At 63.5% G+C, this 25,755-nt stretch carries 23 protein-coding genes; 13 read left to right on the top strand and 10 right to left on the bottom strand.

Annotated elements, in window-relative coordinates; genetic code table 11:
- Positions 1–26 precede the first annotated feature (26 nt).
- Positions 27–914 carry an acyl-CoA dehydrogenase middle domain-containing protein gene (locus AC5PZ0_RS04750; protein WP_099430345.1) on the bottom strand — a complete coding sequence of 296 codons (888 nt, stop codon included), beginning with the start codon at positions 912–914 and terminating at the stop codon, positions 27–29.
- 150 nt (positions 915–1,064) lie between these two features.
- Here AC5PZ0_RS04750 and olsB point away from each other — a divergent pair, with 150 nt between their 5' ends.
- Together olsB and AC5PZ0_RS04740 are read left to right on the top strand one after the other, a co-directional pair.
- Positions 1,065–1,820, top strand: a complete 756-nt coding sequence (olsB, locus tag AC5PZ0_RS04745; protein ID WP_027594060.1) for an L-ornithine N(alpha)-acyltransferase — start codon at positions 1,065–1,067, stop codon at positions 1,818–1,820.
- The gene (locus AC5PZ0_RS04740) at positions 1,820–2,608 is read left to right on the top strand and encodes a lysophospholipid acyltransferase family protein (RefSeq protein ID WP_265968456.1); all 789 of its coding nucleotides are present in this window, start codon (positions 1,820–1,822) and stop codon (positions 2,606–2,608) included. Before olsB ends, AC5PZ0_RS04740 begins: the two co-directional genes overlap by 1 nt.
- Before the next feature lie 147 nt (positions 2,609–2,755).
- On the opposite strand, the gene AC5PZ0_RS04735 is transcribed toward AC5PZ0_RS04740, so the two are convergent.
- Positions 2,756–3,337: an acyl carrier protein phosphodiesterase gene (locus tag AC5PZ0_RS04735; RefSeq protein ID WP_099430347.1), complete on the bottom strand. Its 582-nt coding sequence runs from the start codon at positions 3,335–3,337 to the stop codon at positions 2,756–2,758.
- Between the two features lie 150 nt (positions 3,338–3,487).
- Here AC5PZ0_RS04735 and AC5PZ0_RS04730 point away from each other — a divergent pair, with 150 nt between their 5' ends.
- Both AC5PZ0_RS04730 and AC5PZ0_RS04725 read left to right on the top strand, forming a co-directional pair.
- On the top strand, positions 3,488–3,790 hold the full coding sequence (locus AC5PZ0_RS04730; RefSeq protein WP_099430348.1) for an ArsR/SmtB family transcription factor: 303 nt from the start codon (positions 3,488–3,490) through the stop codon (positions 3,788–3,790).
- Between the two features lie 12 nt (positions 3,791–3,802).
- Positions 3,803–4,852 carry an alkene reductase gene (locus tag AC5PZ0_RS04725; protein WP_099430349.1) on the top strand — a complete coding sequence of 350 codons (1,050 nt, stop codon included), beginning with the start codon at positions 3,803–3,805 and terminating at the stop codon, positions 4,850–4,852.
- A gap of 114 nt (positions 4,853–4,966) precedes the next feature.
- Here the strand turns inward: AC5PZ0_RS04725 and AC5PZ0_RS04720 are convergent, their stop codons facing one another.
- The 3 genes from AC5PZ0_RS04720 to AC5PZ0_RS04710 form a co-directional block, all read right to left on the bottom strand.
- Complete coding sequence (locus AC5PZ0_RS04720) at positions 4,967–5,791, bottom strand: ATPase (protein WP_493854454.1); 825 nt, start codon at positions 5,789–5,791, stop codon at positions 4,967–4,969.
- An 87-nt stretch (positions 5,792–5,878) separates the two neighbouring features.
- On the bottom strand, positions 5,879–6,874 hold the full coding sequence (locus AC5PZ0_RS04715; protein WP_085273625.1) for an NAD-dependent epimerase/dehydratase family protein: 996 nt from the start codon (positions 6,872–6,874) through the stop codon (positions 5,879–5,881).
- Between the two features lie 49 nt (positions 6,875–6,923).
- A complete protein-coding gene (locus AC5PZ0_RS04710) occupies positions 6,924–7,820 on the bottom strand; it encodes a LysR family transcriptional regulator ArgP (protein WP_172960427.1) in 897 nt (298 codons plus the stop codon).
- Between the two features lie 97 nt (positions 7,821–7,917).
- On the opposite strand from AC5PZ0_RS04710, the gene AC5PZ0_RS04705 reads away from it, so the two are divergent.
- The 9 genes from AC5PZ0_RS04705 to AC5PZ0_RS04665 all read left to right on the top strand — a co-directional run bounded on the left by AC5PZ0_RS04705 (position 7,918) and on the right by AC5PZ0_RS04665 (position 21,731).
- Entirely contained in the window at positions 7,918–8,517 is a 600-nt protein-coding gene (locus AC5PZ0_RS04705) for a LysE/ArgO family amino acid transporter (protein WP_027594052.1), read from the top strand.
- A 425-nt stretch (positions 8,518–8,942) separates the two neighbouring features.
- Positions 8,943–9,539: a superoxide dismutase gene (locus AC5PZ0_RS04700; RefSeq protein ID WP_027594051.1), complete on the top strand. Its 597-nt coding sequence runs from the start codon at positions 8,943–8,945 to the stop codon at positions 9,537–9,539.
- 266 nt (positions 9,540–9,805) lie between these two features.
- Positions 9,806–11,857, top strand: a complete 2,052-nt coding sequence (locus AC5PZ0_RS04695; protein WP_027594050.1) for a putative bifunctional diguanylate cyclase/phosphodiesterase — start codon at positions 9,806–9,808, stop codon at positions 11,855–11,857.
- A gap of 147 nt (positions 11,858–12,004) precedes the next feature.
- Positions 12,005–13,339: an imelysin family protein gene (locus AC5PZ0_RS04690; protein ID WP_085273627.1), complete on the top strand. Its 1,335-nt coding sequence runs from the start codon at positions 12,005–12,007 to the stop codon at positions 13,337–13,339.
- Positions 13,340–13,598: 259 nt separating this feature from the next.
- On the top strand, positions 13,599–15,026 hold the full coding sequence (locus tag AC5PZ0_RS04685) for a di-heme oxidoreductase family protein (protein WP_099430351.1): 1,428 nt from the start codon (positions 13,599–13,601) through the stop codon (positions 15,024–15,026).
- A 19-nt stretch (positions 15,027–15,045) separates the two neighbouring features.
- A complete protein-coding gene (locus AC5PZ0_RS04680; RefSeq protein ID WP_099430352.1) occupies positions 15,046–16,110 on the top strand; it encodes an imelysin family protein in 1,065 nt (354 codons plus the stop codon).
- A 2-nt stretch (positions 16,111–16,112) separates the two neighbouring features.
- Positions 16,113–17,210, top strand: coding sequence for a DUF1513 domain-containing protein (locus tag AC5PZ0_RS04675; protein ID WP_493854453.1), 1,098 nt, complete (start codon positions 16,113–16,115; stop codon positions 17,208–17,210).
- 273 nt (positions 17,211–17,483) lie between these two features.
- A complete protein-coding gene (locus tag AC5PZ0_RS04670; protein WP_493854452.1) occupies positions 17,484–18,662 on the top strand; it encodes an efflux RND transporter periplasmic adaptor subunit in 1,179 nt (392 codons plus the stop codon).
- Positions 18,663–18,674: 12 nt separating this feature from the next.
- On the top strand, positions 18,675–21,731 hold the full coding sequence (locus AC5PZ0_RS04665; RefSeq protein ID WP_493854451.1) for a multidrug efflux RND transporter permease subunit: 3,057 nt from the start codon (positions 18,675–18,677) through the stop codon (positions 21,729–21,731).
- A 179-nt stretch (positions 21,732–21,910) separates the two neighbouring features.
- Here AC5PZ0_RS04665 and AC5PZ0_RS04660 read toward each other — a convergent pair whose 3' ends face one another.
- The 5 genes from AC5PZ0_RS04660 to colR all read right to left on the bottom strand — a co-directional run bounded on the left by AC5PZ0_RS04660 (position 21,911) and on the right by colR (position 25,614).
- Entirely contained in the window at positions 21,911–22,138 is a 228-nt protein-coding gene (locus AC5PZ0_RS04660) for a hypothetical protein (RefSeq protein ID WP_027594043.1), read from the bottom strand.
- Entirely contained in the window at positions 22,135–22,836 is a 702-nt protein-coding gene (locus AC5PZ0_RS04655; protein ID WP_493854450.1) for a lipopolysaccharide kinase InaA family protein, read from the bottom strand. The genes AC5PZ0_RS04660 and AC5PZ0_RS04655 overlap by 4 nt, the downstream gene beginning before the upstream one ends.
- 6 nt (positions 22,837–22,842) lie before the next feature.
- Positions 22,843–23,523, bottom strand: coding sequence for a class I SAM-dependent methyltransferase (locus AC5PZ0_RS04650; RefSeq protein ID WP_027594041.1), 681 nt, complete (start codon positions 23,521–23,523; stop codon positions 22,843–22,845).
- 107 nt (positions 23,524–23,630) lie between these two features.
- The gene (locus AC5PZ0_RS04645) at positions 23,631–24,941 is read right to left on the bottom strand and encodes a sensor histidine kinase (protein ID WP_099430357.1); all 1,311 of its coding nucleotides are present in this window, start codon (positions 24,939–24,941) and stop codon (positions 23,631–23,633) included.
- Complete coding sequence (colR, locus tag AC5PZ0_RS04640; RefSeq protein ID WP_003255215.1) at positions 24,931–25,614, bottom strand: two-component system response regulator ColR; 684 nt, start codon at positions 25,612–25,614, stop codon at positions 24,931–24,933. The genes AC5PZ0_RS04645 and colR overlap by 11 nt, the downstream gene beginning before the upstream one ends.
- Positions 25,615–25,755 lie beyond the last annotated feature (141 nt).

Here is a 25,755-nt window from a genome sequence, read left to right as displayed (position 1 = left end):
AATGTTCACCCAAGTCTGCCGGCCTTTCATGACAATCCTGCAGCCGCCCAGGCCTTGGCCAGGCGCTTCTCCCGCGCTGCTGCAGCCAGCGCCATCACCCCTTGATCACGCTGCCACAATTGCGCCCACTGCTTGGGCCCAGCCAGCAACGCCTCATCAATATCAGCGCGCAGCGCCTGAAACTGCGCAAACAACCCCGCCAGCAACAAATGGCAACCCACACTGTCCGCACACTGACGGCTGCCTTCCGCACACCCGGCCAACACACTGAGCAGGCGCAAGCGCAACGCCTGCGGCCACGCACACTCCTGGCCGACGCCATACAGCCAAGCCGTCAAACCGGTAAGTACGTACAAGTCTTCGAGCGAACGGAACGGTTTGACGTAGGCATCCCAACCATCTCCGGCCAGCAATTCGCACGCCGCCTGCTCCAGGTGCAACCGGCCATGGCCGACTTCGGGCATCAGCGGCAAGGTCGGCAACGCCTCCAACGTCACCCCCGGTTCGCCCGGGTACACCACCGCCAGGTTCAAGCGTGGTGCCTCGCCTGCCGCTTCACTGCGCGCCGCCACCAGCAACCATTCCGCCTCAAGCCCGGCGGTGACGAAATCCTTGCTGCCGGTCAGGCGCAACCCGTCGACACGCGTGCGCATGTCCGCCGGTCGCACGCTGCGCCGCTCGGTGGCGCACAGGGCGCCGAGGCTGGCCGGCGCGCTGGGCCAGAGCACGCGCAAGGCGGCCTGGTAGCCGACGAGAAAGGCCAGGCCCGGCGTGGCCATCGCGCGCCCGCCAAGCACCGCCAGTTCGAACGGGGCAACCTGGCCAAGGCGCTCGAGCAGCGCGGCGTAGGTTTCGCCCAGGGTGCCGGCCACAGGTTGGCGCAGCGGGTCGTTGAGTCGTTGTAGCCAGGCCATCGGACGCAGCTCCTTGCGGGGGGTTGAGGGCGGGTGTCACGCAAGCATCACCAAAGATTCACAGGGGTGACACCCCGTCTACCTAGGCTGACTTTGCACAACAAAGCCGACCGGCCGCAACCCTTCATGGCTGGTTTATGGAGACTCGTAATGACTCGGATCGCTCACACCGGCGACAACAGCACTGAACGCCGTCTGCAAGCCGAACGCCTGGTCGGCGCCACGGCCCTGCAGGAAGCCCAGGCCTTGCGCTACAAAGTGTTCAGCGCAGAATTCAAGGCCAAGCTCAAGGGTGCCGAACACGGTCTGGACATGGATGACTATGACCCGCACTGCCGCCACATCGGCGTGCGCGACCTGAGCACCGGCGAACTGGTCGCCACCACCCGGCTGCTCGACCACCAGGCTGCCAGCAGCCTTGGCCGTTTCTACAGCGAAGAAGAGTTCAGCCTGCACGGCCTGTTGCAGTTGCAAGGGCCGATTCTTGAACTGGGCCGCACCTGCGTGGCCGCCGAATACCGCAACGGCGGCACCATCGCCGTGCTCTGGGGCGAGTTGGCCGAAGTGCTCAACGAAGGGCGCTACAGCTACCTGATGGGGTGCGCCAGCATCCCCATGCAGGACGGTGGCGTGCAGGCCCATGCGGTCATGCAGCGCCTGCGCGAACGCTACCTGTGCAACGAGCACCTGCGCGCCGAGCCTAAAAACCCGCTGCCGAAGCTGGCCCTGCCAAACAATGTCATCGCCGAAATGCCACCGCTGCTCAAGGCCTACATGCGCCTGGGTGCGAAGATTTGCGGCGAACCCTGCTGGGATGAGGACTTCCAGGTCGCCGACGTGTTCATCCTGCTCAAGCGCGACGACCTCTGCCCACGCTACGCCCGCCACTTCAAGGCGGCGGTCTGATGCCGAAGCTGCGGGTACTCGCCCGCCTGACACGGCTGATGCTGGTGCTGCTGCTCGGTCTGCTGATGGCCAGCGTGATCGCCCTTGGCGAACGCGTAGGCTTGACGGCTTCGATCGAGCGCCGGCAACGCTGGAGCTGCTGGTTCATGAAACGCCTGGTCGCAGCCTTGCCCTTTGAGGTCAGGGTGTTAGGCGAACTGCCCAAACAGCCGATGCTGTGGGTCAGCAACCACGTCTCCTGGGCCGACATCCCGCTGCTCGGCATGCTGCTTCCGCTGTCGTTCCTGTCCAAAGCCGAGGTGCGCCACTGGCCTGTGGCCGGGTGGCTGGCAGAAAAGGCCGGCACGCTGTTCATCCGGCGCGGCGGTGGCGACAGCCAACGGCTGCGGGAGCAGATCAGCGCGCAACTGAGCGACGCCCGGCCGCTGTTGATCTTCCCCGAAGGCACCACCACCGATGGGCGCCACGTGCGCACGTTCCACGGTCGTTTGCTGGCAGGTGCCATCGACCAGGCGGTGCCGGTGCAGCCGGTGGCCATCCAATATCTGCGCAATGGCGAGGCTGACCCGATTGCGCCATTCATTGGCGATGATGATTTGGTGTCGCACCTGATGCGGCTGTTTGCCCAGCCGCGTGGCGAGGTGCGCATTCATCTGTTGCAGCCGATTGCCAGTGTTGGCAAGGAGCGTGCGGTGCTGGCATTGCAGGCGCAACAGGCCATTCATGGGGCGCTGTTTGGGGTTGAAGAGGCAACAGTGGTGCCACGGCGGCAGGCTCGCGCTGCCTGAGCTTTGGTTCTGCCTGCTCTGGCCTCTTCGCGGGCAAGCCCGCTCCCACAGGTACTGCACAGTGCTCAAAATCTGTGCGGTACCTGTGGGAGCGGCGGTGCGGCGGTCCGACTTGCCCGCGAAGAGGCCAGAGCAGGCAGCACAAGATTAACCAGACACCCGCTCGGCCGCCGCAAACGCCTGCAACTGCGGATAAAACTCGCGAAAGTCCGCCATCAGCGGCTCATACAACCGCTCCAACTCAGGCATCACGCCAGCCATCCCCTCCGGCCGCGACAACCGCCGCGCAATGCCGTTGAACACCTGCTCCAGGGTCGCAAAATCGCCATACGCCCCCAGCCAGTCATCGGCCGCCATGAACGGTGCAATGCGCGCCAGGCGCCCGGGCAACTCAGGCTCCGCCAGCAGCACCCGATAGAAATCACCGGTGAACTGCGCCAACGGCTGCTGGGCATAGTCAGCCCAATGCCGTGCCAGGCAATGATCGAAAAACACATCCAGGACAATGCCGGCAAACCGCCGCCGCTGCACAGGGAACCGCGCCAGCGCGGCCAGCACCAGCGGATGACGGTCGGTGTAGCTGTCGATATGCCGGTGCAGCCGGATAGCGGCTTCCAGCGCCGGAGGAAAGCGCCCTTCCAGCGAGCCCTTGACGAAATCGCCATACAGGCTGCCGAGCAGTTGCTGCGGCGCGGGGCCGCCGAGGTGCAAGTGTGCGAGGTAGTTCATGGCGTCAGTCTAGCACCGCCAACGCCTATATCGTCATAACGCGATATAGCGATTGGTGCTCAGCTCAGAACCTCTTCATATTTGTATATCGCGAAATACCGATTTACAGTCCCCTATCGCAATCGACCGCTTCACCATGAGCCACACCCCATGCCCCTCGATCTAGACGACATAATAAAAGCCCTGGCCCACCCGGTCCGGCGAGAAATCCTCGACTGGCTGAAGGACCCGGCAACGCAGTTTCCTGACCAGCACCACAGCACCGAACACGGTGTCTGTGCCGGGCAGATCGACCAACGCTGCGGCCTGTCGCAGTCGACCGTTTCTGCTCACCTGGCCATCTTGCAGCGCGCCGGCCTAATCAGCAGCCAGAAGATCGGCCAATGGCACTTCTTCAAACGCAATGAGGAGACCATTCAGGCCTTCCTCGAACAGTTGAGCCAAGCGCTCTGAAAAGGAAACCGCATGACTACGCTCTTCGACCCGATCACGCTGGGCGACCTGCAACTGCCCAACCGCATCATCATGGCCCCGCTGACCCGCTGCCGCGCCGATGAAGGCCGGGTGCCCAACGCACTGATGGCCGAGTACTACGTGCAACGCGCCAGCGCCGGGCTGATCCTCAGCGAGGCGACGTCGGTCACGGCGATGGGGGTCGGCTACCCAGACACCCCAGGCATCTGGAACGACGAACAGGTGCGTGGCTGGAACAATGTCACCAAGGCCGTGCATGGCGCCGGCGGGCGCATCTTCCTGCAACTGTGGCATGTGGGCCGCATTTCCCACCCCAGCTACCTGAACGGCGAACTGCCGGTGGCCCCCAGCGCGATCCAGCCCAAGGGCCACGTCAGCCTGGTGCGCCCGCTCAGCGACTACCCGACCCCGCGGGCGCTGGAAACCGAAGAGATCGTCGACATCGTCGAGGCCTACCGCAGCGGCGCCGAAAACGCCAAGGCCGCAGGTTTCGATGGTGTGGAAATCCACGGTGCCAATGGCTACCTGCTCGACCAGTTCCTGCAAAGCAGCACCAACCAGCGCACCGACCGTTACGGTGGCTCGCTGGAAAACCGCGCACGCTTGCTGCTGGAAGTCACTGACGCCGCCATTGAAGTGTGGGGGGCCAACCGCGTAGGCGTGCACCTGGCGCCGCGTGCCGATTCACACGACATGGGCGACGCTGACCGTGCCGAAACCTTCACCTACGTGGCACGCGAACTGGGCAAGCGCGGCATCGCCTTCATCTGCTCGCGGGAGAAGGAAGCCGACGACAGCATCGGCACGCTGATCAAAGAGGCCTTTGGTGGCCCGTACATCGTCAACGAGCGCTTCACCAAGGCCACTGCCAATGCCGCGCTAGCCACTGGCAAGGCGGATGCCGTGGCGTTCGGTGTGCCGTTCATTGCCAACCCGGACCTGCCAGCGCGCCTGGCGGCGGATGCGCCCTTGAACCAGGCACACCCGGAAACCTTCTATAGCAAGGGGCCGGTGGGGTATATCGACTACCCACGGATGTGATCGGGTAGGCGCGGCCTTGTGCTTAAAGAGGCCGGTGCAGGCTTGCACGTAACGGTTATGCCTACACTGGCCTCTTCGCAGCACAAGGCTGCGCCTACAGGGCATGCGGGGTCTTCAGGGGCGCGCTTTGATCTGCTGCTGCAGGTTCTGGATCTGGCTCTGCAGCGTGTTGATGCTGCGGGTGGTCTGCCCGCGGAACGCATCGAACTCCTGCACCGAGGCACCGCCCGGCGCCGCCGCCGGGCGATTGTCGACCTGGCTCTTCAACACCAGCATGTCCTGCTCCAGGCTCTGGATCGCCGCGCTCGGGTTACCCTGCTTTTTCAGCGCTGCCACTTCGTCGCTCAGGTTCTTGAGCTGCCCGTCGAGCTTGCCGCCATCGACCTGGCCTGACTTCAGCGCCGCCAGCTCGCCATTCACGGCCTTCAATTGCGCCTGCAACTGGGTCTGCAGTTCGGTCACGGCTTTCTGCTGTTCGCGGGTATCGGCCAGCACCTGCTCCAGGCGCTTGCCCAGGTCACCGGCCTGCCCCGCTACACCCTGCTGCTGCTTGCCCTGCTCGGCCAGGCTGGCCTGCAGTTGGCGGATCTGCAGCTTCAGCGCCTCACTGCCCGTGCTGGTCGTCGACTCGCTGGCATCGACCTTGCCGCTGATGGCCTGCAGGCGCCCCGCCGCTTCTTCGCTGATGCGCGCAAAGCTTTCCTGGGTGGCCACCAGTTGCTGCTCCATCAGCGAGATCTGCTGAAAGCTCCACCAGCCAAGCCCGGCCAAGGCAATGAACGAGGCCACCAGCAGCGCCCACAGCGGGCCTGTGCTGGCCGGCCTTGCGGCCTTCTGGCGGCTGCGCGAAACGTGCGCTGGCAACAGCTCGTCATCATCAGGGGTACCGGCACGCAGGGCTGGCACATCATCGAAATCGTCGTGGGCATCGTTGCGCATGGATTAATTCAACCGCGGTAGTAGCAAAGAGACATGAGTATAAGCCGCTCGTGCGGCGCACTGATGACCATCATCCCTGCGCCAGGTTCACTGGCCAAGTGGCTGATGCTTCCACCAACCGCAGAATTCATCCAGGGCCGTCCACAGGCTGACCTTGGGCTGGTAGTCCAGGTACTGCCGTGCGCGGCTGATGTCCAGGGTGAAATCGCGGCTCATCACCTGCATGCCCATGCGCGACAAGGTGGGCTGCGGCCGCCCCGGCCAGAGCATGCACGCCGCTTCGTTGAGCGCCGCCAGGCTGTAGGCCAGGCCGTAGGAGCGGTACCGGGTGACTTGCGGCAATTGCATCTGGCGCATCACGTAGTTGACCACATCCCACAGTGGCAACGGGTGGCCATTGCTGATGTTGTAGGCTTGGCCCAGGGCGCGGTCGTCGGCGAACAGGGCACTGAGCAACGCCTCGTTGAGGTTGTGCACGCTGGTGAAGTCGACCTTGTTCAGGCCGTTGCCGATGATCGCCACGCGGCCCTTGCGTTGCATCTGCATCAGCCGCGGGAAAATACTGGCATCCCCAGCCCCAGTGACGAAGCGCGGGCGCAGCGCTAGCACTTCCAGGCCGAACTCCTGGGCACCAAACACCTTCTGCTCGGCCAGGTGCTTGGTCAGCGCATAGTGATCGTGGAAGCGGCGCGGCACCTGGTCCTCACGGATGTCCAGGCGCGAACGGCCATTGAAGTAGATCGACGGCGACGACAGATGCACCAGGCGTCGCACATGCTCCTTCAGGCAACCCTCGACCACGTTTTCGGTGACCACCACGTTGCCCTGGTGAAAATCCTGGTAGCGCCCCCAGTTGCCCACCGCGCCTGCGCAGTGCACCACCGCTTCGACGCCCTGGCACAGGCGCCGGGCCAGCTCGGCATCGCCCAGGTCGCCGGGGATGAACTGCGCGCCGCGCTTGACCAGGTGCTCGACACCTTCGGCACGTCGGCCGCTGACCCGCACGTCCAGGCCCTGCTCCAGGGCAACGCGCGCAAAGCGCCCGCCGATGAAGCCGCTCGCGCCGGTGACCAGAATTCGCATGTAAGACTCCGCCTTGCCAGATTTCAGATGCAACTGACGCCGGCCGTGGCTACAAGGGCACCAGCCATTGCCGTGCCGTGTGCCGCAGGTGATCGGTCAGTTGCGCGAGCAGTTGCCCGCCATTGCGCCAATGATGCCAGTACAGCGGCACATCGATGGGAGTATCGGCGCATATTTCCACCAATTGCCCGCTGGACAGCTGCTCGCGCGCCTGCAATTCAGGCACCAGCCCCCAGCCCAACCCCGCCTCGGTCATGCGCAGGAACCCTTCGGACGAAGGGCACAAGTGGTGCAGGAAACCGTCCTCGATGCCCAGCGATGCCAGGTAGCGGTGTTGCAGGAAGTCGTCCGGGCCGTACACGATCGCGGGCGTGCGTGCCAAGCGCTTGACCTCGAACCCACGGGGGAAATGCCGCGCCATGAACACCGGGCTGGCCAGTGCTCGGTAGCGCATCGCGCCCAGCGGCAGGCTGCGCGCGCCAGCCACTGGCCGCTCGCTGCCACACAGGCAGGCCGCCACTTCACCGGCACGCATGCGCTTAAGGCCAACTTCCTGGTCCTCCACCACTAGGTCGGTGAGCACGTTCTGTTCGGCACAGAACCGGCCGACCGCGCCCGCCCACCAAGTGGCCAGGCTGTCGGCGTTAAGGGCAATCCGCAAACGCTCCGGCATGCCCTCCTCGTCCAGCGCAGGCACCTGGCGTTGCAGGTCGCGCTCGAGCAGACGCACCTGCTGCACATGGTTGAGCAGCTGGCGCCCGACCTCGGTGGGGCTCGGTGGCGTGGCCCGCACCAACACCGGCTGGCCAACCCGTGCTTCGAGCAGCTTGATGCGCTGGGAAATGGCCGATTGCGACAGCCCCAGCACCTGCGCCGCACGCTCGAAGCCGCCTTGCTCGATCACCGCCGCAAGGGCGGCCAGCAGCTTGTAGTCGAACATCGATATTCCTAATGCCTTATCAGCTTTATTTGTTTTTCTTATACAGCGCCAATCACCACAATAGCCAGCATCGTTTATGGCTCATTTTCTGGAGTACACCGCCATGTGGCAAAGCTATTTGAACGGCATGCTGGTGGCCTTCGGCCTAATCATGGCCATCGGCGCGCAGAACGCCTTCGTCCTCGCGCAAAGCCTGCGCCGCGAGCACCACCTGCCGGTGGCGGCCCTGTGCATCGTCTGCGACGCCCTGCTGGTCGCTGCCGGGGTGTTCGGCCTGGCCACGGTACTGGCGCACAACCCGACCCTGCTGGCCATCGCCCGTTGGGGCGGCGCGGTGTTCCTGCTCTGGTACGGCGCCAAGGCGCTGCGCAGCGCCTGCTCCAAGCAGAGCCTGCAGCACCAGCAAGGCCAGGGCATGCGCTCGCGCCGCGCGGTGTTGCTCAGTGCGCTGGCGGTGACCCTGCTCAACCCCCATGTGTACCTCGACACCGTGCTGCTGATCGGCTCGCTCGGTGCCCAGCAGACAGTGCCCGGGGCCTATGTGGCGGGGGCGGCCAGTGCTTCGCTGCTGTGGTTCTCGACCTTGGCGATCGGTGCGGCCTGGCTGGCACCGTGGCTGGCGCGGCCAGCGACCTGGCGGATGCTCGACCTGATGGTGGCGGTGATGATGTTCGCGGTGGCGGCGCAGCTGATTTTTAGCTGAATGGGGACGTGTTTGGCACAGCAGTTTCAGCGCCTGGGAGATCGAGCGCCGCCCGCGCGGCGCTTCGCAGCACTAAGGCTGCTCCTACATTTTTTCGGGCCAATTATTCCTGGGGCTAACGCGCGCAAATGCCACAGGCCTCACTGGACCGAAACAAATGTGGGAGCAGCCTTGTGCTGCGAAGCGCCGCGCGGGCGGCGCTCGATCTCACAGGCGATACAAACGCCGCGGCAAACACCACTGGTCGGCACCGGCCAACCGCTCTGGAACCTCTATTCCCTATCTTTGTTGCGTGGTTATGCGCCGGGCCCGGTGCTATGATCCAGCCCTCGCGTCGCAAAGAGTACAAACTCGCCGACGTTGATCGGGCCGCCCGTGATCGGCCTTGCGCAAACCGCAAATAGACCTGAATCAGGAGATCCACCATGGCTTTTGAATTGCCGCCGCTGCCGTACGCCCACGATGCCCTGCAGCCGCACATCTCCAAGGAAACCCTGGAGTATCACCACGACAAGCACCACAACACCTATGTCGTGAACCTGAACAACCTGGTCCCAGGCACCGAATTCGAAGGCAAGACCCTGGAAGAGATCGTCAAGACCTCTTCGGGCGGTATCTTCAACAACGCCGCTCAAGTCTGGAACCACACCTTCTACTGGAACTGCCTGGCGCCTAACGCCGGTGGTCAACCGACCGGTGCCCTGGCCGAAGCCATCAACGCCGCTTTCGGTTCCTTCGACAAGTTCAAGGAAGAGTTCACCAAGACTTCCGTCGGCACCTTCGGCTCCGGCTGGGGCTGGCTGGTGAAGAAAGCTGACGGTTCCCTGGCCCTGGCCAGCACCATCGGCGCCGGCAACCCGCTGACCAATGGCGACACCCCGCTGCTGACCTGCGACGTCTGGGAACACGCCTACTACATCGACTACCGCAACGTGCGTCCGAAGTATGTCGAGGCGTTCTGGAACCTGGTCAACTGGGCTTTCGTTGCCGAACAGTTCGAAGGCAAGACCTTCAAGGCCTGATGCATATCCAGCCTTGAACGAAGAACCCGGCCTTGGTGCCGGGTTTTTTTATGGGCCTGTAACAGCCTCTTGCTCAGCACGGATTGCACGCTAACATCAAACCTCTGGAAACTTGATACAGCGCACTCAAGTTGCAGGGCCAGGCGACCGATATACTGCCCAGGACAACCCCGCTTCTCGCGCTGTGTCCGTGGCACACCGGCCGATAGTGTATTGGTTTCATTGATGGCAAAATGATGCCATGCGCATGGATTAAGGAAACCCCATTGAAGCTGGAATTGCGGAACAGCTTGTCGGTCAAGTTGCTCAGGGTCGTGCTGCTGTCGGCGCTCGCAGTGGGCGTCGTGCTCAGTTGTGCGCAAATCGTCTACGACACCTACAAGACCCGCCAGGCTGTCGACAACGATGCCCAGCGCATCCTCGACATGTTCCGTGACCCCTCTACCCAGGCGGTGTACAGCCTTGACCGGGAGATGGGCATGCAGGTGATGGAAGGCCTGTTCCAGGACGAATCGGTGCGCATGGCATCCATCGGCCACCCCAATGAAACCATGCTGGCCGAAAAGTCCCGCCCGCTGCAGGATATGTCCATGCGCTGGCTGACCGACCTGATCCTCGGCCAGGAACGCACCTACACCACCCAACTGGTCGGTCGCGGCCCCTACAGCGAATACTACGGCGACCTGAGCATCACCCTCGACACCTCGTCTTACGGCGAAGATTTTTTGATCAACGCCGTGATCATCTTCATCTCCGGCGTGCTGCGCGCCCTGGCCATGGGCCTGGTGTTGTACCTGGTCTACCACTGGCTGTTGACCAAGCCACTGTCGAAAATCATCGAGCACCTTACCCAGATCAACCCCGATCGCCCCAGCCAGCACCAGATCCCGCTGCTCAAGGGCCACGAGAAAAACGAACTGGGCCTGTGGGTGAACACGGCCAACCAGCTGCTCGCCTCCATCGAGCGCAATACGCACCTGCGCCACGAGGCCGAGAACAGCCTGCAACGCATGGCCCAGTACGACTTCCTCACCGGCCTGCCCAACCGCCAGCAACTGCAGCAACAGCTGGACAAGATCCTTGTCGATGGCGGCCGCCTGCAGCATCGCGTCGCAGTGCTGTGCGTAGGCCTGGACGATTTCAAAGGCATCAACGAGCAGTTCAGCTACCAGGTCGGTGACCAGTTGCTGCTGGCCCTGGCCGACCGCCTGCGCGCCCACAGTGGCCGCCTGGGGGCGCTGGCGCGGTTGGGTGGCGACCAGTTCGCCCTGGTTCAGGCCAACATCGAGCAGCCGTATGAGGCTGCCGAGCTGGCCCAGAGCATCCTCGATGACCTGGAGGTGCCCTTCGACCTCGACCATCAGCAGATCCGCCTGCGTGCCACCATCGGCATCACCCTGTTCCCAGAAGACGGCGACAGCACCGAGAAGCTGCTGCAAAAAGCCGAACAGACCATGACCCTGGCCAAGGCCCGCTCACGCAACCGTTACCAGTTCTACATCGCCAGCGTCGACAGTGAGATGCGCCGCCGCCGCGAGCTGGAAAAAGACCTGCGCGAAGCCCTGCCGCGCAATCAGCTGTACCTGGTGTATCAGCCGCAGATCAGCTACCGCGACCACCGCGTGGTTGGCGTCGAGGCCCTGCTGCGCTGGCAACATCCGGAGCTGGGCATGGTCCCGCCCGACCAGTTCATCCCGCTGGCCGAGCAGAACGGCAACATCATCACCATCGGCGAATGGGTACTCGACCAGGCCTGCCGGCAGCTGCGCGAATGGCACGACCTGGGCTTCAGCGACCTGCGCATGGCGGTCAACCTGTCGACCGTGCAGTTGCACCACAGCGAACTGCCACGCGTGGTCAACAACCTGCTGCAGGCCTACCGCCTGCCGCCGCGCAGCCTGGAGCTGGAAGTGACCGAGACCGGCCTGATGGAAGACATCAGCACCGCCGCCCAGCACCTGCTCAGCCTGCGCCGCTCCGGGGCACTGATCGCCATTGACGACTTCGGTACCGGCTACTCGTCGCTCAGCTACCTGAAGTCGTTGCCGCTGGACAAGATCAAGATCGACAAGAGCTTCGTCCAGGACCTGCTCGACGACGATGACGACGCCACCATCGTGCGCGCCATCATCCAGCTGGGCAAAAGCCTGGGCATGCAGGTTATCGCTGAAGGCGTGGAAACCGCCGAGCAGGAGACCTACATCATCGCCCAGGGTTGCCACGAGGGTCAGGGCTACCACTACAGCAAGCCACTGTCGGCTCGCGAGCTGACCAGTTACCTCAAGCAGGCACAGCGCAATCAGGTGTCCATGCTGTAGCCCTGGCGGCCCCGGTTACAGGCCGTGACGGGCATTTACATGAATTGCGCGCTCGCCTCTTTACAGCAAATGCAAATCTTTCGCATGATGTTGCGGTTTCGCGTGCCATGGCGCACGGTCCAACCACACGACGCAGGGAAACCAACAATGATTCGAATGCCTCTGGCCTCCGCCAGTCTGCTGGCCATCGCCATCGCGCTCGCCGGATGTGGCGAAAAGGATGACAAGGCCGCTGCTCCGCAAGCGCAAGCGCCTGCTGCCGCCAGCACCACCGCCGCCGCGCCTGGGGCTGTCGACGAAGCGGCCGGCAAGGCCGTGGTCAAGCATTACGCCGACATGGTCTACGCCGTGTACAGCGACTCGCTGAGCACCGCCAAGGCCCTGCAGACGGCAGTCGACGCGTTCCTGGCCAAGCCCAACGACGAAACCCTGAAAGCCGCCAAGGACGCCTGGGCCGCCTCGCGCGTACCTTACCTGCAGAGCGAAGCCTTCCGCTTTGGCAACACCATCATCGACGACTGGGAAGGCCAAGTTAACGCCTGGCCCCTGGACGAAGGCCTGATCGACTACGTCGACAAGAGCTACGAGCACGCCCTGGGCAACCCGGCGGCCAGCGCCAACATCATCGCCAACACCGAGATCCAGGTCGGCGAAGAGAAGGTCGACGTCAAGGACATCACTCCAGAGAAGCTGGCCAGCCTGAACGAGCTGGGCGGTTCCGAAGCCAACGTCGCCACCGGCTACCATGCCATCGAATTCCTGCTCTGGGGCCAGGACCTGAACGGCACCGGCCCAGGCGCTGGCAACCGCCCTGCTTCCGACTACCTGGAAGGCAACGGTGCCACTGGCGGCCACAACGACCGCCGTCGTGCCTACCTGAAGGCGGCCACCGACCTGCTGGTCAAGGACCTCGAAGAGATGGTCGGCAACTGGGCACCGAACGTTGCCGACAACTACCGCGCCACCCTGGAAGCCGAGCCGGTCAACGACGGCCTGCGCAAGATGCTGTTCGGCATGGGCAGCCTGTCGCTGGGCGAACTGGCGGGCGAGCGCATGAAGGTCTCGCTGGAAGCCAATTCGCCTGAAGACGAGCAAGACTGCTTCAGCGACAACACCCACTACTCGCACTTCTACGACGCCAAGGGTATCCGCAACGTCTACCTGGGCGAGTACACCCGCCCGGATGGCACCAAGCTGACCGGCCCGAGCCTGTCGTCGCTGGTGGCCAAGGTCGACCCGGCTACCGACGCCACCCTGAAGGCCGACCTGGAAGCCACCGAAGCGAAGATCCAGGTGATCGTCGACCACGCCCTGAAAGGCGAGCACTACGACCAACTGATCGCTGCAGACAACGCCGCTGGCAACCAAGTCGTGCGTGACGCCATCGCCTCGCTGGTCAAGCAGACCGGCGCGATCGAACAGGCTGCAGGCAAGCTGGGCATTGCCAACCTGAACCCGGATACTGCGGATCACGAGTTCTGATTCGGCTGTAGCGGTTCTGATAAAGGCGACCTTTGGGTCGCCTTTTTTGCTTCTGGCCTCTTCGCGGGTAAACCCGCTCCCACCAGGACGGTATGATTCTGAGATCTGTGTGGGAGCGGGTTTACCCGCGAAGAGGCCGGCACAAGCAACAGATGTAGCTGACACTGATTTCATCCAGCAATTGCAAATTGCTCTTATTCAAACATCCCCACTTTGCTAAGCTTGCACGCCGGTTTTTCGCTCACGCCCAGGATCCTTGATGTCCTCGTCGCTGTTCAGACTCTCTCCCCTGCTGCTGGCCTTTGCCCTCGCCGCCTGTGACGACGCCCCGCGTTTCACCCAGGCAGAGCCCGGCGAAGCGCTGTCGGGTGGCAAGGCGACGGTGCAGCGCAGCGATCGCAATGCCTATTCCCTGCCCTCGGCCAACCTTTCGCCCGAGCGGCGCCTGGACTTCGCCGTCGGCAACAGTTTTTTCCGCAACCCCTGGGTGATCGCCCCGTCCACCACCACCGCGCGTGATGGCCTCGGCCCGCTGTTCAACACCAATGCCTGCCAGAACTGCCACGTACGCGATGGCCGCGGCCACCCACCCGAGCTCAATGACAGCAACGCGGTGTCGATGCTGGTGCGCCTGTCGATCCCCGACCAGCCTTACCTGGCCAAGGTGGTCGAGCGCCTGGGCGTGGTCCCCGAGCCCGTGTACGGCACCCAGTTGCAGGACATGGCTATCCCCGGCGTGGCGCCGGAGGGCAAGGTCCGCGTGACCTACGCCAACCAGGCCGTCACGTTCAAGGACGGCCACCAGGTCGAGCTGCGTCGGCCCAGCTTGCAGATCACCCAGCTGGGCTACGGGGCAATGCACCCTGACACCCGCTTCTCGGCCCGCGTTGCGCCGCCGATGATCGGCCTCGGCCTGCTCGAAGCCATCCCCGAAGCCGACATCCTGGCCAACGAAGACCCGGACGACCGCAACCGCGACGGCATCCGCGGCCGAGCCAACCGGGTCTGGGATGATGCCCAGGGCAAGACCGTGGTGGGCCGCTTCGGCTGGAAAGCCGGGCAACCCAACGTCAACCAGCAGAACGTCCATGCATTTGCCGGCGACATGGGCCTGACCTCCACCCTGCAACCCAAGGACGACTGCACCGCAGCGCAAGTCGACTGCCTGGCCGCGCCCAATGGCGATGGCATGGGGGGCGAAAAGGAAGTCAGCGACAACATCCTGCGCCTGGTGACCTTCTATACCCGCAACCTGGGCGTGCCTGCCCGTCGTGACGTGGGTGCGCCGCAGGTGCTGGCAGGCAAGAACCTGTTCTTCCAGGCCGGTTGCCAGGGCTGTCACACCCCGCAGTTCACCACCGCCGCAAATGCGGCCGAACCTGAGCTGGCCGGCCAGGTGATCCGCCCCTACAGCGACCTGCTGTTGCATGACATGGGGCCGGGCCTGGCCGATGAACGCACCGAATTCGCGGCCAATGGCCAGGACTGGCGCACCCCGCCGCTGTGGGGCATCGGCCTGAGTGAAACGGTCAGTGGCCACAGCCAGTTCCTGCACGACGGCCGCGCCCGCAACCTGCTCGAAGCCGTGCTCTGGCACGGTGGCGAAGCCGAAGCGGCACGTAATTTCGTCCTCACCTTCAATGCCGAGCAGCGTGCCGCGCTGCTGGCTTTCCTGAACTCACTTTAAAACGCGCAAGGAGCCGGGCATGTTCCGACCCAAACTGTTGTTCACCAGCCTCGCCGCACTCGCCCTCGGTGCCTGCTCGCCGCAGGACCCGCAAGCCGTGACCTCCGCCGCCATCGCCAAGCAGGTGATCCTGCCGACCTACAGCCGCTGGGTCGAAGCCGACCGCCAGCTGGCCGTCAGCGCCCTGGCCTATTGCGAAGGCAAGGCAAACCTGGACACCGCCCGCGCCGACTTCCTCACTGCGCAAAAAGCCTGGGCCGAGCTGCAACCGTTGCTGGTCGGCCCGTTGGCCGAAGGCAACCGCGCCTGGCAGGTGCAGTTCTGGCCCGACAAGAAGAACCTGGTCGGCCGCCAGGTCGAGCAGTTGGTCAACGGTGACAAACCCGTCGACGCCGCTGCCCTGGGCAAGGCCAGCGTCGTGGTGCGCGGCCTGTCGGCTTACGAGTACATCCTCTTCGACAGCAAGCCAGACGTTGCCACGGCAGAGCAGAAAGCCCGCTACTGCCCACTGCTGGTGGCCATCGCCGAGCACCAGAAGGCCTTGGCCGAAGAGATCCTCAAGGGCTGGAACAGCACCGACGGCATGCTCTCGCAGATGACCAAGTTCCCCAACCAGCGCTACGCCGATTCCCACGAGGCCATCGCCGACCTGCTGCGCGCCCAGGTCACCGCCCTGGACACCCTGAAGAAGAAGCTTGGCGCCCCCATGGGCCGCCAGAGCAAGGGCATTGCCCAGCCGCTGCAGGCCGAGGCCTGGCGCAGCCACGCTTCGCTCAAAAGCCTGGAGGCCAGCCTCAAAGCCGCCCAGGCGGTCTGGGTCGGGGTCGACAACAAAGGCCTGCGTGGCCTGTTGGGCAGCGACCAGAAAGCCTTGGCAGACAAGATCGACGACGCCTACGCTACTGCGCTCAAACAGCTGGCCGACAATCAGAAAACCCTCGGCGAGTTGCTGGCCGACGACGCCGGCAAGCAGACCCTCAACCAGATCTACGACAGCCTCAACGTTGTCCACCGCCTGCACGAAGGCGAGCTGGCCAAGGCGTTGAACATCCAGCTGGGCTTCAATGCCAACGACGGTGACTGATCATGCTGCGACGCCAGGCCCTCAAACTCGGTAGCGTACTGCTCAGCGCCCTCACCCTGGGCGGCTGGAGCCTGTTCCGCAACAAAGGCAGCGAACCCCTGCTGCTCTCGGCGCGCGACGACGGCGATGGCAAGCATTACGCCGTCGGGTTCCGCCTGGACGGCACCCAGGTGTTCAGCACCCCGGTTGCCCAGCGTTGCCATGCCATCATCAACCACCCAACGCTGCCGATCGCCCTGTTCGTCGCCCGCCGCCCAGGTACCGAAAGCTACCTGGTCGACCTGCGCGATGGGCGGCTGCTGCAAACCGTGGTCTCGCAGCCCAACCGCCACTTCTACGGCCATGCGGTCATCCACAAGGGCGGGGAATGGCTGTACACCACCGAGAACGACACTACCGACCCGGGTCGCGGCGTGCTCGGTGTGTACCGTTTTGAAGGCGAACGCCTGGTGCACAGCGGCGAGCTGTCGACCCACGGCATCGGCCCGCATGAAGTGGCCTGGCTGCCGGACGGGGAAACCCTGGTGGTGGCCAACGGCGGCATCCGCACCGAGGCCGAAAGCCGCGTGGAGATGAACCTCGACGCCATGCAACCAAGCCTGGTCCTGATGCAGCGCGACGGCACCCTGCTGAGCAAAGAAACCCTCGCCCAGCAGATGAACAGCGTGCGTCACCTGGCAATTGGCGACGACGGCACCATTGCCGCCTGCCAGCAATTCATGGGCGACGCCGACGAAACCGCCGAGCTGCTGGCGATCAAGCGCCCGGGCGAACCGTTCAAGGCCTTCCCCGTGCCGGAGCGGCAGTTGCAGGCCATGGCCCAGTACACTGCCAGCGTGGCGATTCACAGCGACCTGCGGCTGGTGGCGCTGACGGCACCGCGAGCCAACCGGTTGTTTGTCTGGGACCTGGACAGCGGCGCGGTGAAGCTGGATGCGCCGATGCCAGATTGCGCCGGGGTTGGCGCGGTGAAGGATGGCTTTGTCGTCACCTCCGGGCAGGGGCGTTGCCGGTTCTACGATTGCCGCAAGGCTGAGCTGATCGGGCAACCGATGGACCTGCCTTCCGGGTTCTGGGACAACCACCTGCACCTGGCCTGATTGCCCAGGCACATCGCGGTCCATGCAGGGGCAGCCTTGTGCTGCGAAGAGGCCCGAGCCAGCACTGTAAATCTCCAGTGCTGGCTCGGGCCTCTTCGCAGCACAAGGCTGCTCCTACACGGCAGTGCACGCGCCAATGTTTGAATAATCCCGTTGCACCCGCCCTTCCCCACCTGCCAAAAACAGTCAATACTTCCCCCATCCACACGTGGGCAGGATCGCCCGTTGTCGTGTCAAAACGAATAACAACCACGCTTCCAAGGAACCGGACCTATGCTTCGCCGCCGCATGCTCATCATGTTGGCCGTCGTTCTGCTGATCGTGTTGGCCCTGGGGGGCTACAAGGCCTTCTCGATCTACCAGCAGATCCAGGTGTTCACAGCCCCCAAGCCGCCGATCACCGTGGCGGCAGCGCTGGCCGAAGAACGCCAGTGGCAAGAACGCCTGCCCGCCGTCGGCAGCCTCAAGGCCCTGCAAGGCGTCGAGCTGAGCCTTGAGGTGGAAGGCATCGTCAAAAGCCTGCACTTCGACTCCGGGCAGAAGGTCAAGGCCGGGCACCTGTTGCTGCAACTCAATGACGAACAGGAAACCGCCCTGCTCGGCACCGCCCAGGCCGACCTGGGGCTGGCCAAGGTCGATTTCGGCCGCGGCAGCCAGCTGGTCGGCGACTCGGCCATCTCCCGGGGCGAGTACGACCGCCTCACCGCCCAGTACCGGCGCAACCAGGCCGTGGTCGATCAGCTCAAGGCCTCGAAGACCAAAAAAAGCATCAGTGCGCCCTTCAGCGGCACCATCGGCATTCGCCAGGTGGATGTCGGCGACTACCTCGCCGCTGGCACGGTGATCGCCACCCTGCAAGACCTGTCCAGTCTCTACGTCGACTTCAACGTGCCCGAGCAGGCCCTGCCGCACCTGAGCCTAGGCCAGCAGGTGCTGGTGCAGGTCGCCGCTTACCCGGGCCAGACCTTCACCGCCAGCCTCAGCGCCATCAACCCCAAGGTCGAGGAAAGCACCCGCAACCTGCTGGTCCGCGCAACCTTGGCCAACCCTGACGGCAAGCTGCTGCCTGGCATGTTCGCCAACCTGCTGATCCTGCTGCCCGCGCCACAGCCGCGGGTGGTGGTGCCGGAAAGCGCCATCACCTACACCCTGTATGGCAACTCGGTGTATGTCGCCACCACGAAAAAGGACAAGGACGGCAACCCGGAAAAAACCGACGACGGCCAACCCCCGCTCATCGCCGAGCAGCGCACCGTGCAGACCGGCGAGCGCCGCGACGGCGTGGTGGTGGTCAGCAAGGGGCTGCAGGCCGGCGAGCAGGTGGTTACCGCAGGGCAACTCAAGCTCACACCCGGCGCGGCGATCCGCATCGGCCAGGACAAGGCGCTCACACCTGAGCAAGGTGCTCCTGACCCAGGCAAGGCTGATCCAGGCACCCCGCACAACGACTGACAGGAGGCAGGCATGGCGTTCACCGACCCGTTCATCCGTCGCCCGGTCCTGGCCAGCGTCGTCAGCCTGCTGATTCTGCTGCTGGGCTTTCAGGCCTGGAGCAAACTGCAGATTCGCCAGTACCCGCAGATGGAAAACGCCCTGATCACGGTGACCACCGCGTACCCCGGCGCCAACGCCGAGACCATCCAGGGCTACATCACCCAGCCGCTGCAACAGAGCCTGGCCAGCGCCGAAGGCATCGACTACATGACCTCGGTGAGTCGGCAGAACTTCTCGATCATCTCCATCTATGCGCGCGTCGGCGCCGACAGTGACCGTTTGTTCACCGAACTGCTGGCCAAGGCCAACGAGGTGCGCAACAAGCTGCCGCAAGACGCCGAAGACCCGGTGCTGAGCAAAGAGGCCGCCGACGCCTCGGCGCTGATGTACATCAGCTTCTACAGCAAGGAAATGAGCAACCCGCAGATCACCGACTACCTGTCCCGAGTGATCCAACCCAAACTGGCCACCCTGCCGGGCATGGCCGAAGCGGAGATCCTCGGCAACCAGGTGTTCGCCATGCGCATCTGGATCGACCCGGTGAAACTGGCCGGCTACGGCCTCTCGGCCACCGACGTGACCAACGCCGTGCGCCGTTACAACTTCCTCTCGGCCGCCGGTGAGGTAAAAGGCGAGTACGTGGTCACCAGCATCAATGCCAGCACCGAGCTCAAGTCTGCCGAAGCGTTCGCTGCCCTGCCGGTCAAGACCAGCGGCGACAGCCGGGTGCTGCTGGGGGATGTGGCACGGGTCGAAATGGGTGCAGAAAACTACGACACGGTCAGTTCGTTCGACGGGATCCCTTCGGTCTACATCGGCATCAAGGCCACACCGGCCGCCAACCCGCTGGAGGTGATCAAAGAAGTCCGGCGCATCATGCCGGAACTCGAAAGCCAGTTGCCCTCGGCGCTGAAAGTGTCGATTGCCTACGACGCCACGTTGTTCATCCAGGCCTCCATCGACGAGGTGATCAAGACCCTCGGCGAAGCGGTGCTGATCGTCATCGTCGTGGTGTTCCTGTTCCTCGGCGCGTTGCGCTCGGTGCTGATCCCGGTGGTGACCATCCCGCTGTCGATGATCGGCGTGCTGTTCTTCATGCAGATGATGGGCTACTCCCTCAACCTGCTGACCCTGTTGGCGATGGTGCTGGCCATCGGCCTGGTGGTGGACGATGCCATTGTCGTGGTGGAGAACATCCACCGGCACATGGAAGAAGGCAAGACGCCGTTCGACGCGGCGCTGGAAGGTGCACGGGAAATCGCCATGCCGGTGGTGTCGATGACCATCACCCTGGCCGCGGTGTATGCCCCCATCGGCTTCCTGACCGGGCTCACAGGCGCGTTATTCAAAGAATTCGCCCTGACTTTGGCCGGTGCAGTGATCATCTCCGGCGTCGTCGCCCTGACCCTGTCACCGATGATGTGCGCGCTGTTGCTGCGCCAGGAACAGAACCCCTCGGGCCTTGCCCATCGCCTCGACCTGCTGTTCGAGCGCCTCAAGGTGCGCTACCAGCGCCTGCTGCACACCACCCTGGACAGCCGGCCGGTAGTGCTGGTGTTCGCGGTGATTGTCCTGTGCCTGATCCCGGTACTGCTCAAATTCACCCAGAACGAGCTGGCGCCCAACGAGGACCAAGGGGTGATCTTCATGATCAGCAGTTCGCCGCAGCCGGCCAACCTCGACTACCTCAACGCCTACACCGACCAGTTCACGCCGCTGTTCAAAGCCTTCCCCGAGTATTACTCGTCGTTTCAGATCAACGGTTTCAACGGTGTGCAGAGCGGCATTGGCGGCTTCCTGCTAAAGCCTTGGAACGAGCGCGAGCGCACGCAGATGGAGCTGCTGCCGCTGGTGCAGGCCAAACTTGAAGAAATCGGCGGCCTGCAGATCTTCGGCTTCAACCTGCCGTCGCTGCCCGGCACCGGTGAGGGCCTGCCGTTCCAGTTCGTGATCAACACCGCGGGGGACTACCCGGCCCTGCTGGACGTGGCCCAACGTATCAAGGCACGCGCCCAGGCATCGGGCAAGTTCGCCTTCCTCGACATCGACCTGGCCTTCGACAAACCGGAAGTGGTGGTCGACATCGACCGGGCCAAAGCGGCGCAGATGGGCGTCTCGATGGACGCCCTGGGCGGCACCTTGGCCACCCTGCTGGGCGAGGGGGAAATCAACCGTTTCACCCTGGAGGGCCGCAGCTACAAGGTGATTGCCCAGGTCGAGCGGCCGTACCGCAACAACCCTGGCTGGCTCAACAACTACTACGTGAAGAACGACCAGGGCCAGTTGCTGCCACTGTCGACCCTCATCACCCTCAGCGACCGCGCCCGCCCGCGCCAGCTCAACCAGTTCCAGCAGTTGAACTCGGCCATCATCCAAGGCGTGCCCATGGTCAGCCTGGGCGAAGCATTGCAGACCGTGCAGGCCATCGCCCGCGAAGAAGCCCCGGAAGGCTTCGCCTTCGACTATGCCGGGGTGGCGCGCCAGTATGTTCAGGAAGGCAGCGCGTTGTGGGTAACCTTCGGCCTGGCGCTGGCGATCATCTTCCTGGTGCTGGCGGCGCAGTTCGAAAGCTTCCGCGATCCGCTGGTGATTCTGGTGACTGTGCCGTTGTCGATCTGCGGGGCGCTGTTGCCGCTGTTCCTGGGTATTTCCAGCATGAACATCTATACCCAGGTCGGGCTGGTGACACTGATCGGGCTGATTACCAAGCACGGTATTCTGATCGTCGAATTTGCCAACCAGTTGCGCGAAGAAAAAGGCCTGAGCGTGCGTGAGGCAATCGAGGAAGCGGCCGCCATCCGCCTGCGGCCGGTACTGATGACCACGGCGGCGATGGTGTTTGGCATGGTGCCGTTGATTCTGGCGACCGGCGCAGGGGCAGTGAGCCGGTTCGATATCGGCACGGTGATTGCGACCGGGATGTCGATCGGGACGTTGTTTACCTTGTTTGTGCTGCCTTGCATCTACACCTTTCTGGCGCACAAGACGGTGGCCAAGGCACCTGTGCCAGCTGACATTTCCCGGTAGGAGCAGCCTTGTGCTGCGAAGAGGCCGGTCGCAGCAGCGAAGATTCAGGGTGCTTTCACCGGCCTCTTCGCAGCACAAGGCTGCTCCTACCGGAATCGTAGTTGGCCGACGGCACTCACAAACAAAAAAACCAGAGGCCCCGCTATGCAGGGCCTCTGGTTTTCAAGCACCACCCAGGTTCAGCCGAACGGCCGCAATCCCTGACGCATACCGAACAGGAACAGCAACAGGTCTTGGTCCGGCTTGGCCTGTTCCTGCGGCTTTGCCACACGTGGCAAAGCGCACTGGTCAGCCATCTCGGCCTTGCTGAACACCGTCGGCTTCGGCTCTTCCCAGGCAGCCACCGCCACAGTGGTCACGGCCAATCCAGCCACCAGGAACAAAGCTCGAGCGATTTCTAGTTTCATTGCCCTAACCCTTTGACAACGCTGCCAAACGCCATTTGGTAAAAATAGAGCAATGTCTGCCATTCCGCATCAGTGAACGACGAGTGGCGGCGCAGCTGACGCAGGTCATTCGCCGCCGCACGTTGGCAGCTGATGCGCCGCCGGCACTTCTCTAGGTCCAGCAAAGCGACTTCGACCCGGGCCTGTTCGCCCTCGCCGATCACCTTCACGAACACATGCTTGCCGTACAGGCAGCCGTGCTGCCAGTGCCCCAGGTGCATACGCGCCAGGTTATCCGCCAGGTCCTTGAGCATGCGCTCATGCACCGCCTGAGGGTAACGCTCGCGGGCACCTTCGGCATGCCAGGTGTCGAGCTCGACAAAGCCATCCAGCGCTTCGCTGACCAGCAGCGCGCGCCATTGATGATCGGCATCGCGCTCGGCACCACAAAAGACGATGTGCGGAACACGTACACCCAATTGCTCGAAGCTGTTGATGGCATCGAGTTCACGCAAAACGGTCGGCCGGCCAAAGGGGTGCAGCAGGCTGCGGTAGATGTGCCCGACCTGGCGCTTGGCATACAGCAGTTTGCCGTTGGCATCGTTGAGGCGTTGCACGCCACTTTCGCCACCACGCCGCTGGTTGGGTTCCTCGACCCATTCGCCCTGCTGGCGCCAGTAAAAATCGAACCGCGACTCCCCACCCTGGGCTACAGCCATCAAACACTACCCCTTACGCAATACATAGACTCGCCACATGGCATAGAACGGCAGGAAGTCCAAGCGTTCCTGGATTCTGAAACCGGCGGCCTCAAATTCTTCTTCGACCGTGTCCGCTGGTAACACGAAACGATTCTGGTAATTGTCCTGCTCGGCCTTGGCGCTGCGACGCTGCTCGAGCTTTTTCCGGCGCCAAGCTTTGAAGTTGCCGTCCACCCACAGCGACAGAATCACACTATCACGGCTAACTCGTTGAAATTCCGAAAGAATTGTCTTTCTGTGGGCCGCTTCGCCGATGTGATGGAACAGCCGCATGCAGAAAATGCTGTCGACCGAATTGTCAGGAAGGTCAATGGCGAACGCAGAAGTCTGCAAGGGGCGTACCCGGGCGACCACCTCTGGCGGTTGCGCGGCACAGGCTGTCTCGATCATCGCCTCGGAGTTGTCGGCGCCGATGATGACTCGGTTGGGTTTTTCCGCCAGCAACGGCCAGAAGCGCCCAGCACCGCAGGGCAGGTCAAGTACCAGGCCCGGCTCACCGGCCAACGCCAAGGCGCGACGTGCCAACTGCTCGTCACGCTTGTGGGAAAGGCGACGGGCCAGACCATCCTGATGCTTGAGGAAATACTCGCGCGCGTGGTCTTTGTCGTATTTCTCGGAAAATTCAAGCTTGATGGGGCTACGCATTGGGCATCTCCTGACTCCAGTGCGCTCACCTTAGGTAAGCAAGCGTTGGAATCAGGTTATGCCAATGTGAAAAAAGTGTTAGTTCTTTGGAGAGGTATTACCAAAAATTACCCGACCAACCCCGAAGGGCTGCCCTTCTCCACGCTTTGGCTCAGGTCCACCTGAAAACGGCAGCCGTGCGGCAAGGTCGAGGTCAAGGTGACGCGCCACCCCTGGTCGTCACAGATGCGCTGCACCAGCGACAGGCCCAAGCCCAGCCCTTCGCCACGCCGCTCAGCGCCGCGCACGAAGGGTTTGAACATCGCCTCGCGCTGCTCCTCGGGGATGCCCACGCCACTGTCCTCGACGCTGAACCCGTTCGCTTCCAGGCTCAGGCGAATGTAACCGCTGTCGGTGTAGTGCGCGGCGTTGCGCAGCAGGTTGCCCATCACCGATTGCAGGAAGGTGGCGTTGTACAGCACCGGGCTTGCGCTGACGCGGCCGTCGAAATACAGCGTGAGCCCCTTCTGCTCGATCGTTTCGCGCCAAACCCCAGTGAGTTCATCCGCAACCTCGCGCAAGGTCGCCTGGGAGGCCACGGCACCCTCATCGCGTTGGGCTCGGGCAAGCATCAGGAAGGTCTTGACCAGTTCGCGCATTTCTTCGGTCGCCCGCGCCACCCGCTCGACCTGGCTGCGTGCACGCGGGTCCAGTGCCTGGTTTTCCAGCAGCAGCTCACACGACGTGGCCAGCACCATCAGCGGGGTTCGCAGCTCGTGGCTGACGTCGCTGGTGAACAGCCGCTCGCGGGTCAAGGCGTCGCGCAAGCGGCCCAGCGTGTCGTCGAAAGCTACGGCCAACTGGCCCACTTCGTCGGCCGCGTAATCGGGTGCCAGCGGCGGTGCCAGGCCGAGTAGCTGGTCGCGGTGGCGCACTTGACGCGCCAGGCGGATCACCGGCGCCATCACCCGGCGCGCCACCAGCCACCCCAGGATCACGGCCAGCACCAGGCTGAGCACGAAGCCGACGACCACAACAGCGAACAGCACACGCTCGCGCTCTTCGAAATCGCTCTGGTCTTGCAGCAATACGTAGCGACGGCCATCGACGATCTCGACCATCGCGTGGTACGACAGCTGGTCGCGAAACACTTCGTGGAAGCCGCTGTCGAGGTGGCGCAAGTCTTTGGGCAACTCGAAATCGTCACGCCCGCCACTGAAGTAGAACAGTTGGTCCGGACGCGGCCGATGACTCCAGTCACTGACGCTGTCCATGCGCAACAGGCGTTGCAGGTCGCCGCCCAGCACGGTGGAAATCAGCCGCTCTTCAACCAGGTGCACCGTGGCGACGATGCCGAAGGCGAAGGCGCCGGCCACCAGCGCGCTCATCAACGCAAAGGCGATGATGATGCGCTGGGCAAGGCTTTGCTTAAACTCCATCGCGGCCCTCGGCGAGGCGATAGCCGACGCCATGGACGGTATGCAGCAGCGGTTTTTCGAACGGTTTGTCGATCACCTGGCGCAACTGGTGCACATGGCTGCGCAGGCTGTCGCTGTCAGGGCAGTCGTCGCCCCACAGGGCTTCTTCCAGCACTTCGCGTCGCAGCACGTGGGGGCTTTTCTGCATCAACACGGCAAGCAGCTTGAGGCCGACCGGGTTGAGTTTGAGCAGGCGGCCTTGGCGCGTGACTTCCAAGGTGTCGAGGTCGTAGCTCAGGTCGGCGACCTGCAAGGTGCGACGCCCACCACCTTGGGCACGGCGCAGCACCGCTTCGATGCGCGCGGCCAGCTCCGACAGCGCAAACGGCTTGAGCAGGTAATCGTCGGCACCCGAGCGGAAGCCTTGCAGGCGGTCGTCCAGCTGATCGCGGGCGGTGAGCATGATCACCGGGGTGTCACGCCGGGCGTCTTCGCGCAGGCGTTTGCACAGGGTGTAGCCATCAATGCCGGGCAGCATGATGTCGAGGACGATCAGGTCGTAGTGCTCGGTGGCCGCCAGGTGCAAGCCCGACAAGCCGTCCTGGGCGCAATCGACGGTGTAGCCTTTCATGCCGAGGTAATCGGCCAGGTTGGCAAGAATATCGCGGTTGTCTTCAACCAATAGAATGCGCATCGGGTTCTCCTGTGCGGCGCTTCGCTGTGGTGCGCGGCAGGCGCAGCTTAAGGCCAATGCCTGCACTGTGCCACCCCTGGGGAAAATTCACCGGAGTTGACAGTTTTTTCACCGATCCTTCACGGACACAGGATAGCGCCC

Source organism: Pseudomonas sp. 5.2 (assembly GCF_059025405.1).
The sequence above is the reverse complement of the archived record's forward strand: the minus strand, read 5'-3'. Positions and strand labels throughout refer to the sequence as shown.

Coding starts and splice junctions, on each gene's coding strand:
- AC5PZ0_RS04700 (WP_027594051.1), top strand. CDS start 8,943: ATGGCTTTTGAATTGCCGCCGCTGCCGTACGCCCACGATGCCCTGCAG.
- AC5PZ0_RS04660 (WP_027594043.1), bottom strand. CDS start 22,138: ATGAAACTAGAAATCGCTCGAGCTTTGTTCCTGGTGGCTGGATTGGCC.
- colR (WP_003255215.1), bottom strand. CDS start 25,614: ATGCGCATTCTATTGGTTGAAGACAACCGCGATATTCTTGCCAACCTG.
- AC5PZ0_RS04730 (WP_099430348.1), top strand. CDS start 3,488: ATGCCCCTCGATCTAGACGACATAATAAAAGCCCTGGCCCACCCGGTC.
- AC5PZ0_RS04675 (WP_493854453.1), top strand. CDS start 16,113: ATGCTGCGACGCCAGGCCCTCAAACTCGGTAGCGTACTGCTCAGCGCC.
- AC5PZ0_RS04645 (WP_099430357.1), bottom strand. CDS start 24,941: ATGGAGTTTAAGCAAAGCCTTGCCCAGCGCATCATCATCGCCTTTGCG.
- AC5PZ0_RS04740 (WP_265968456.1), top strand. CDS start 1,820: ATGCCGAAGCTGCGGGTACTCGCCCGCCTGACACGGCTGATGCTGGTG.
- AC5PZ0_RS04735 (WP_099430347.1), bottom strand. CDS start 3,337: ATGAACTACCTCGCACACTTGCACCTCGGCGGCCCCGCGCCGCAGCAA.
- AC5PZ0_RS04680 (WP_099430352.1), top strand. CDS start 15,046: ATGTTCCGACCCAAACTGTTGTTCACCAGCCTCGCCGCACTCGCCCTC.
- AC5PZ0_RS04650 (WP_027594041.1), bottom strand. CDS start 23,523: ATGCGTAGCCCCATCAAGCTTGAATTTTCCGAGAAATACGACAAAGAC.
- AC5PZ0_RS04725 (WP_099430349.1), top strand. CDS start 3,803: ATGACTACGCTCTTCGACCCGATCACGCTGGGCGACCTGCAACTGCCC.
- AC5PZ0_RS04715 (WP_085273625.1), bottom strand. CDS start 6,874: ATGCGAATTCTGGTCACCGGCGCGAGCGGCTTCATCGGCGGGCGCTTT.
- AC5PZ0_RS04705 (WP_027594052.1), top strand. CDS start 7,918: ATGTGGCAAAGCTATTTGAACGGCATGCTGGTGGCCTTCGGCCTAATC.
- AC5PZ0_RS04750 (WP_099430345.1), bottom strand. CDS start 914: ATGGCCTGGCTACAACGACTCAACGACCCGCTGCGCCAACCTGTGGCC.
- AC5PZ0_RS04690 (WP_085273627.1), top strand. CDS start 12,005: ATGATTCGAATGCCTCTGGCCTCCGCCAGTCTGCTGGCCATCGCCATC.
- AC5PZ0_RS04670 (WP_493854452.1), top strand. CDS start 17,484: ATGCTTCGCCGCCGCATGCTCATCATGTTGGCCGTCGTTCTGCTGATC.
- olsB (WP_027594060.1), top strand. CDS start 1,065: ATGACTCGGATCGCTCACACCGGCGACAACAGCACTGAACGCCGTCTG.
- AC5PZ0_RS04655 (WP_493854450.1), bottom strand. CDS start 22,836: ATGGCTGTAGCCCAGGGTGGGGAGTCGCGGTTCGATTTTTACTGGCGC.
- AC5PZ0_RS04685 (WP_099430351.1), top strand. CDS start 13,599: ATGTCCTCGTCGCTGTTCAGACTCTCTCCCCTGCTGCTGGCCTTTGCC.
- AC5PZ0_RS04720 (WP_493854454.1), bottom strand. CDS start 5,791: ATGCGCAACGATGCCCACGACGATTTCGATGATGTGCCAGCCCTGCGT.
- AC5PZ0_RS04665 (WP_493854451.1), top strand. CDS start 18,675: ATGGCGTTCACCGACCCGTTCATCCGTCGCCCGGTCCTGGCCAGCGTC.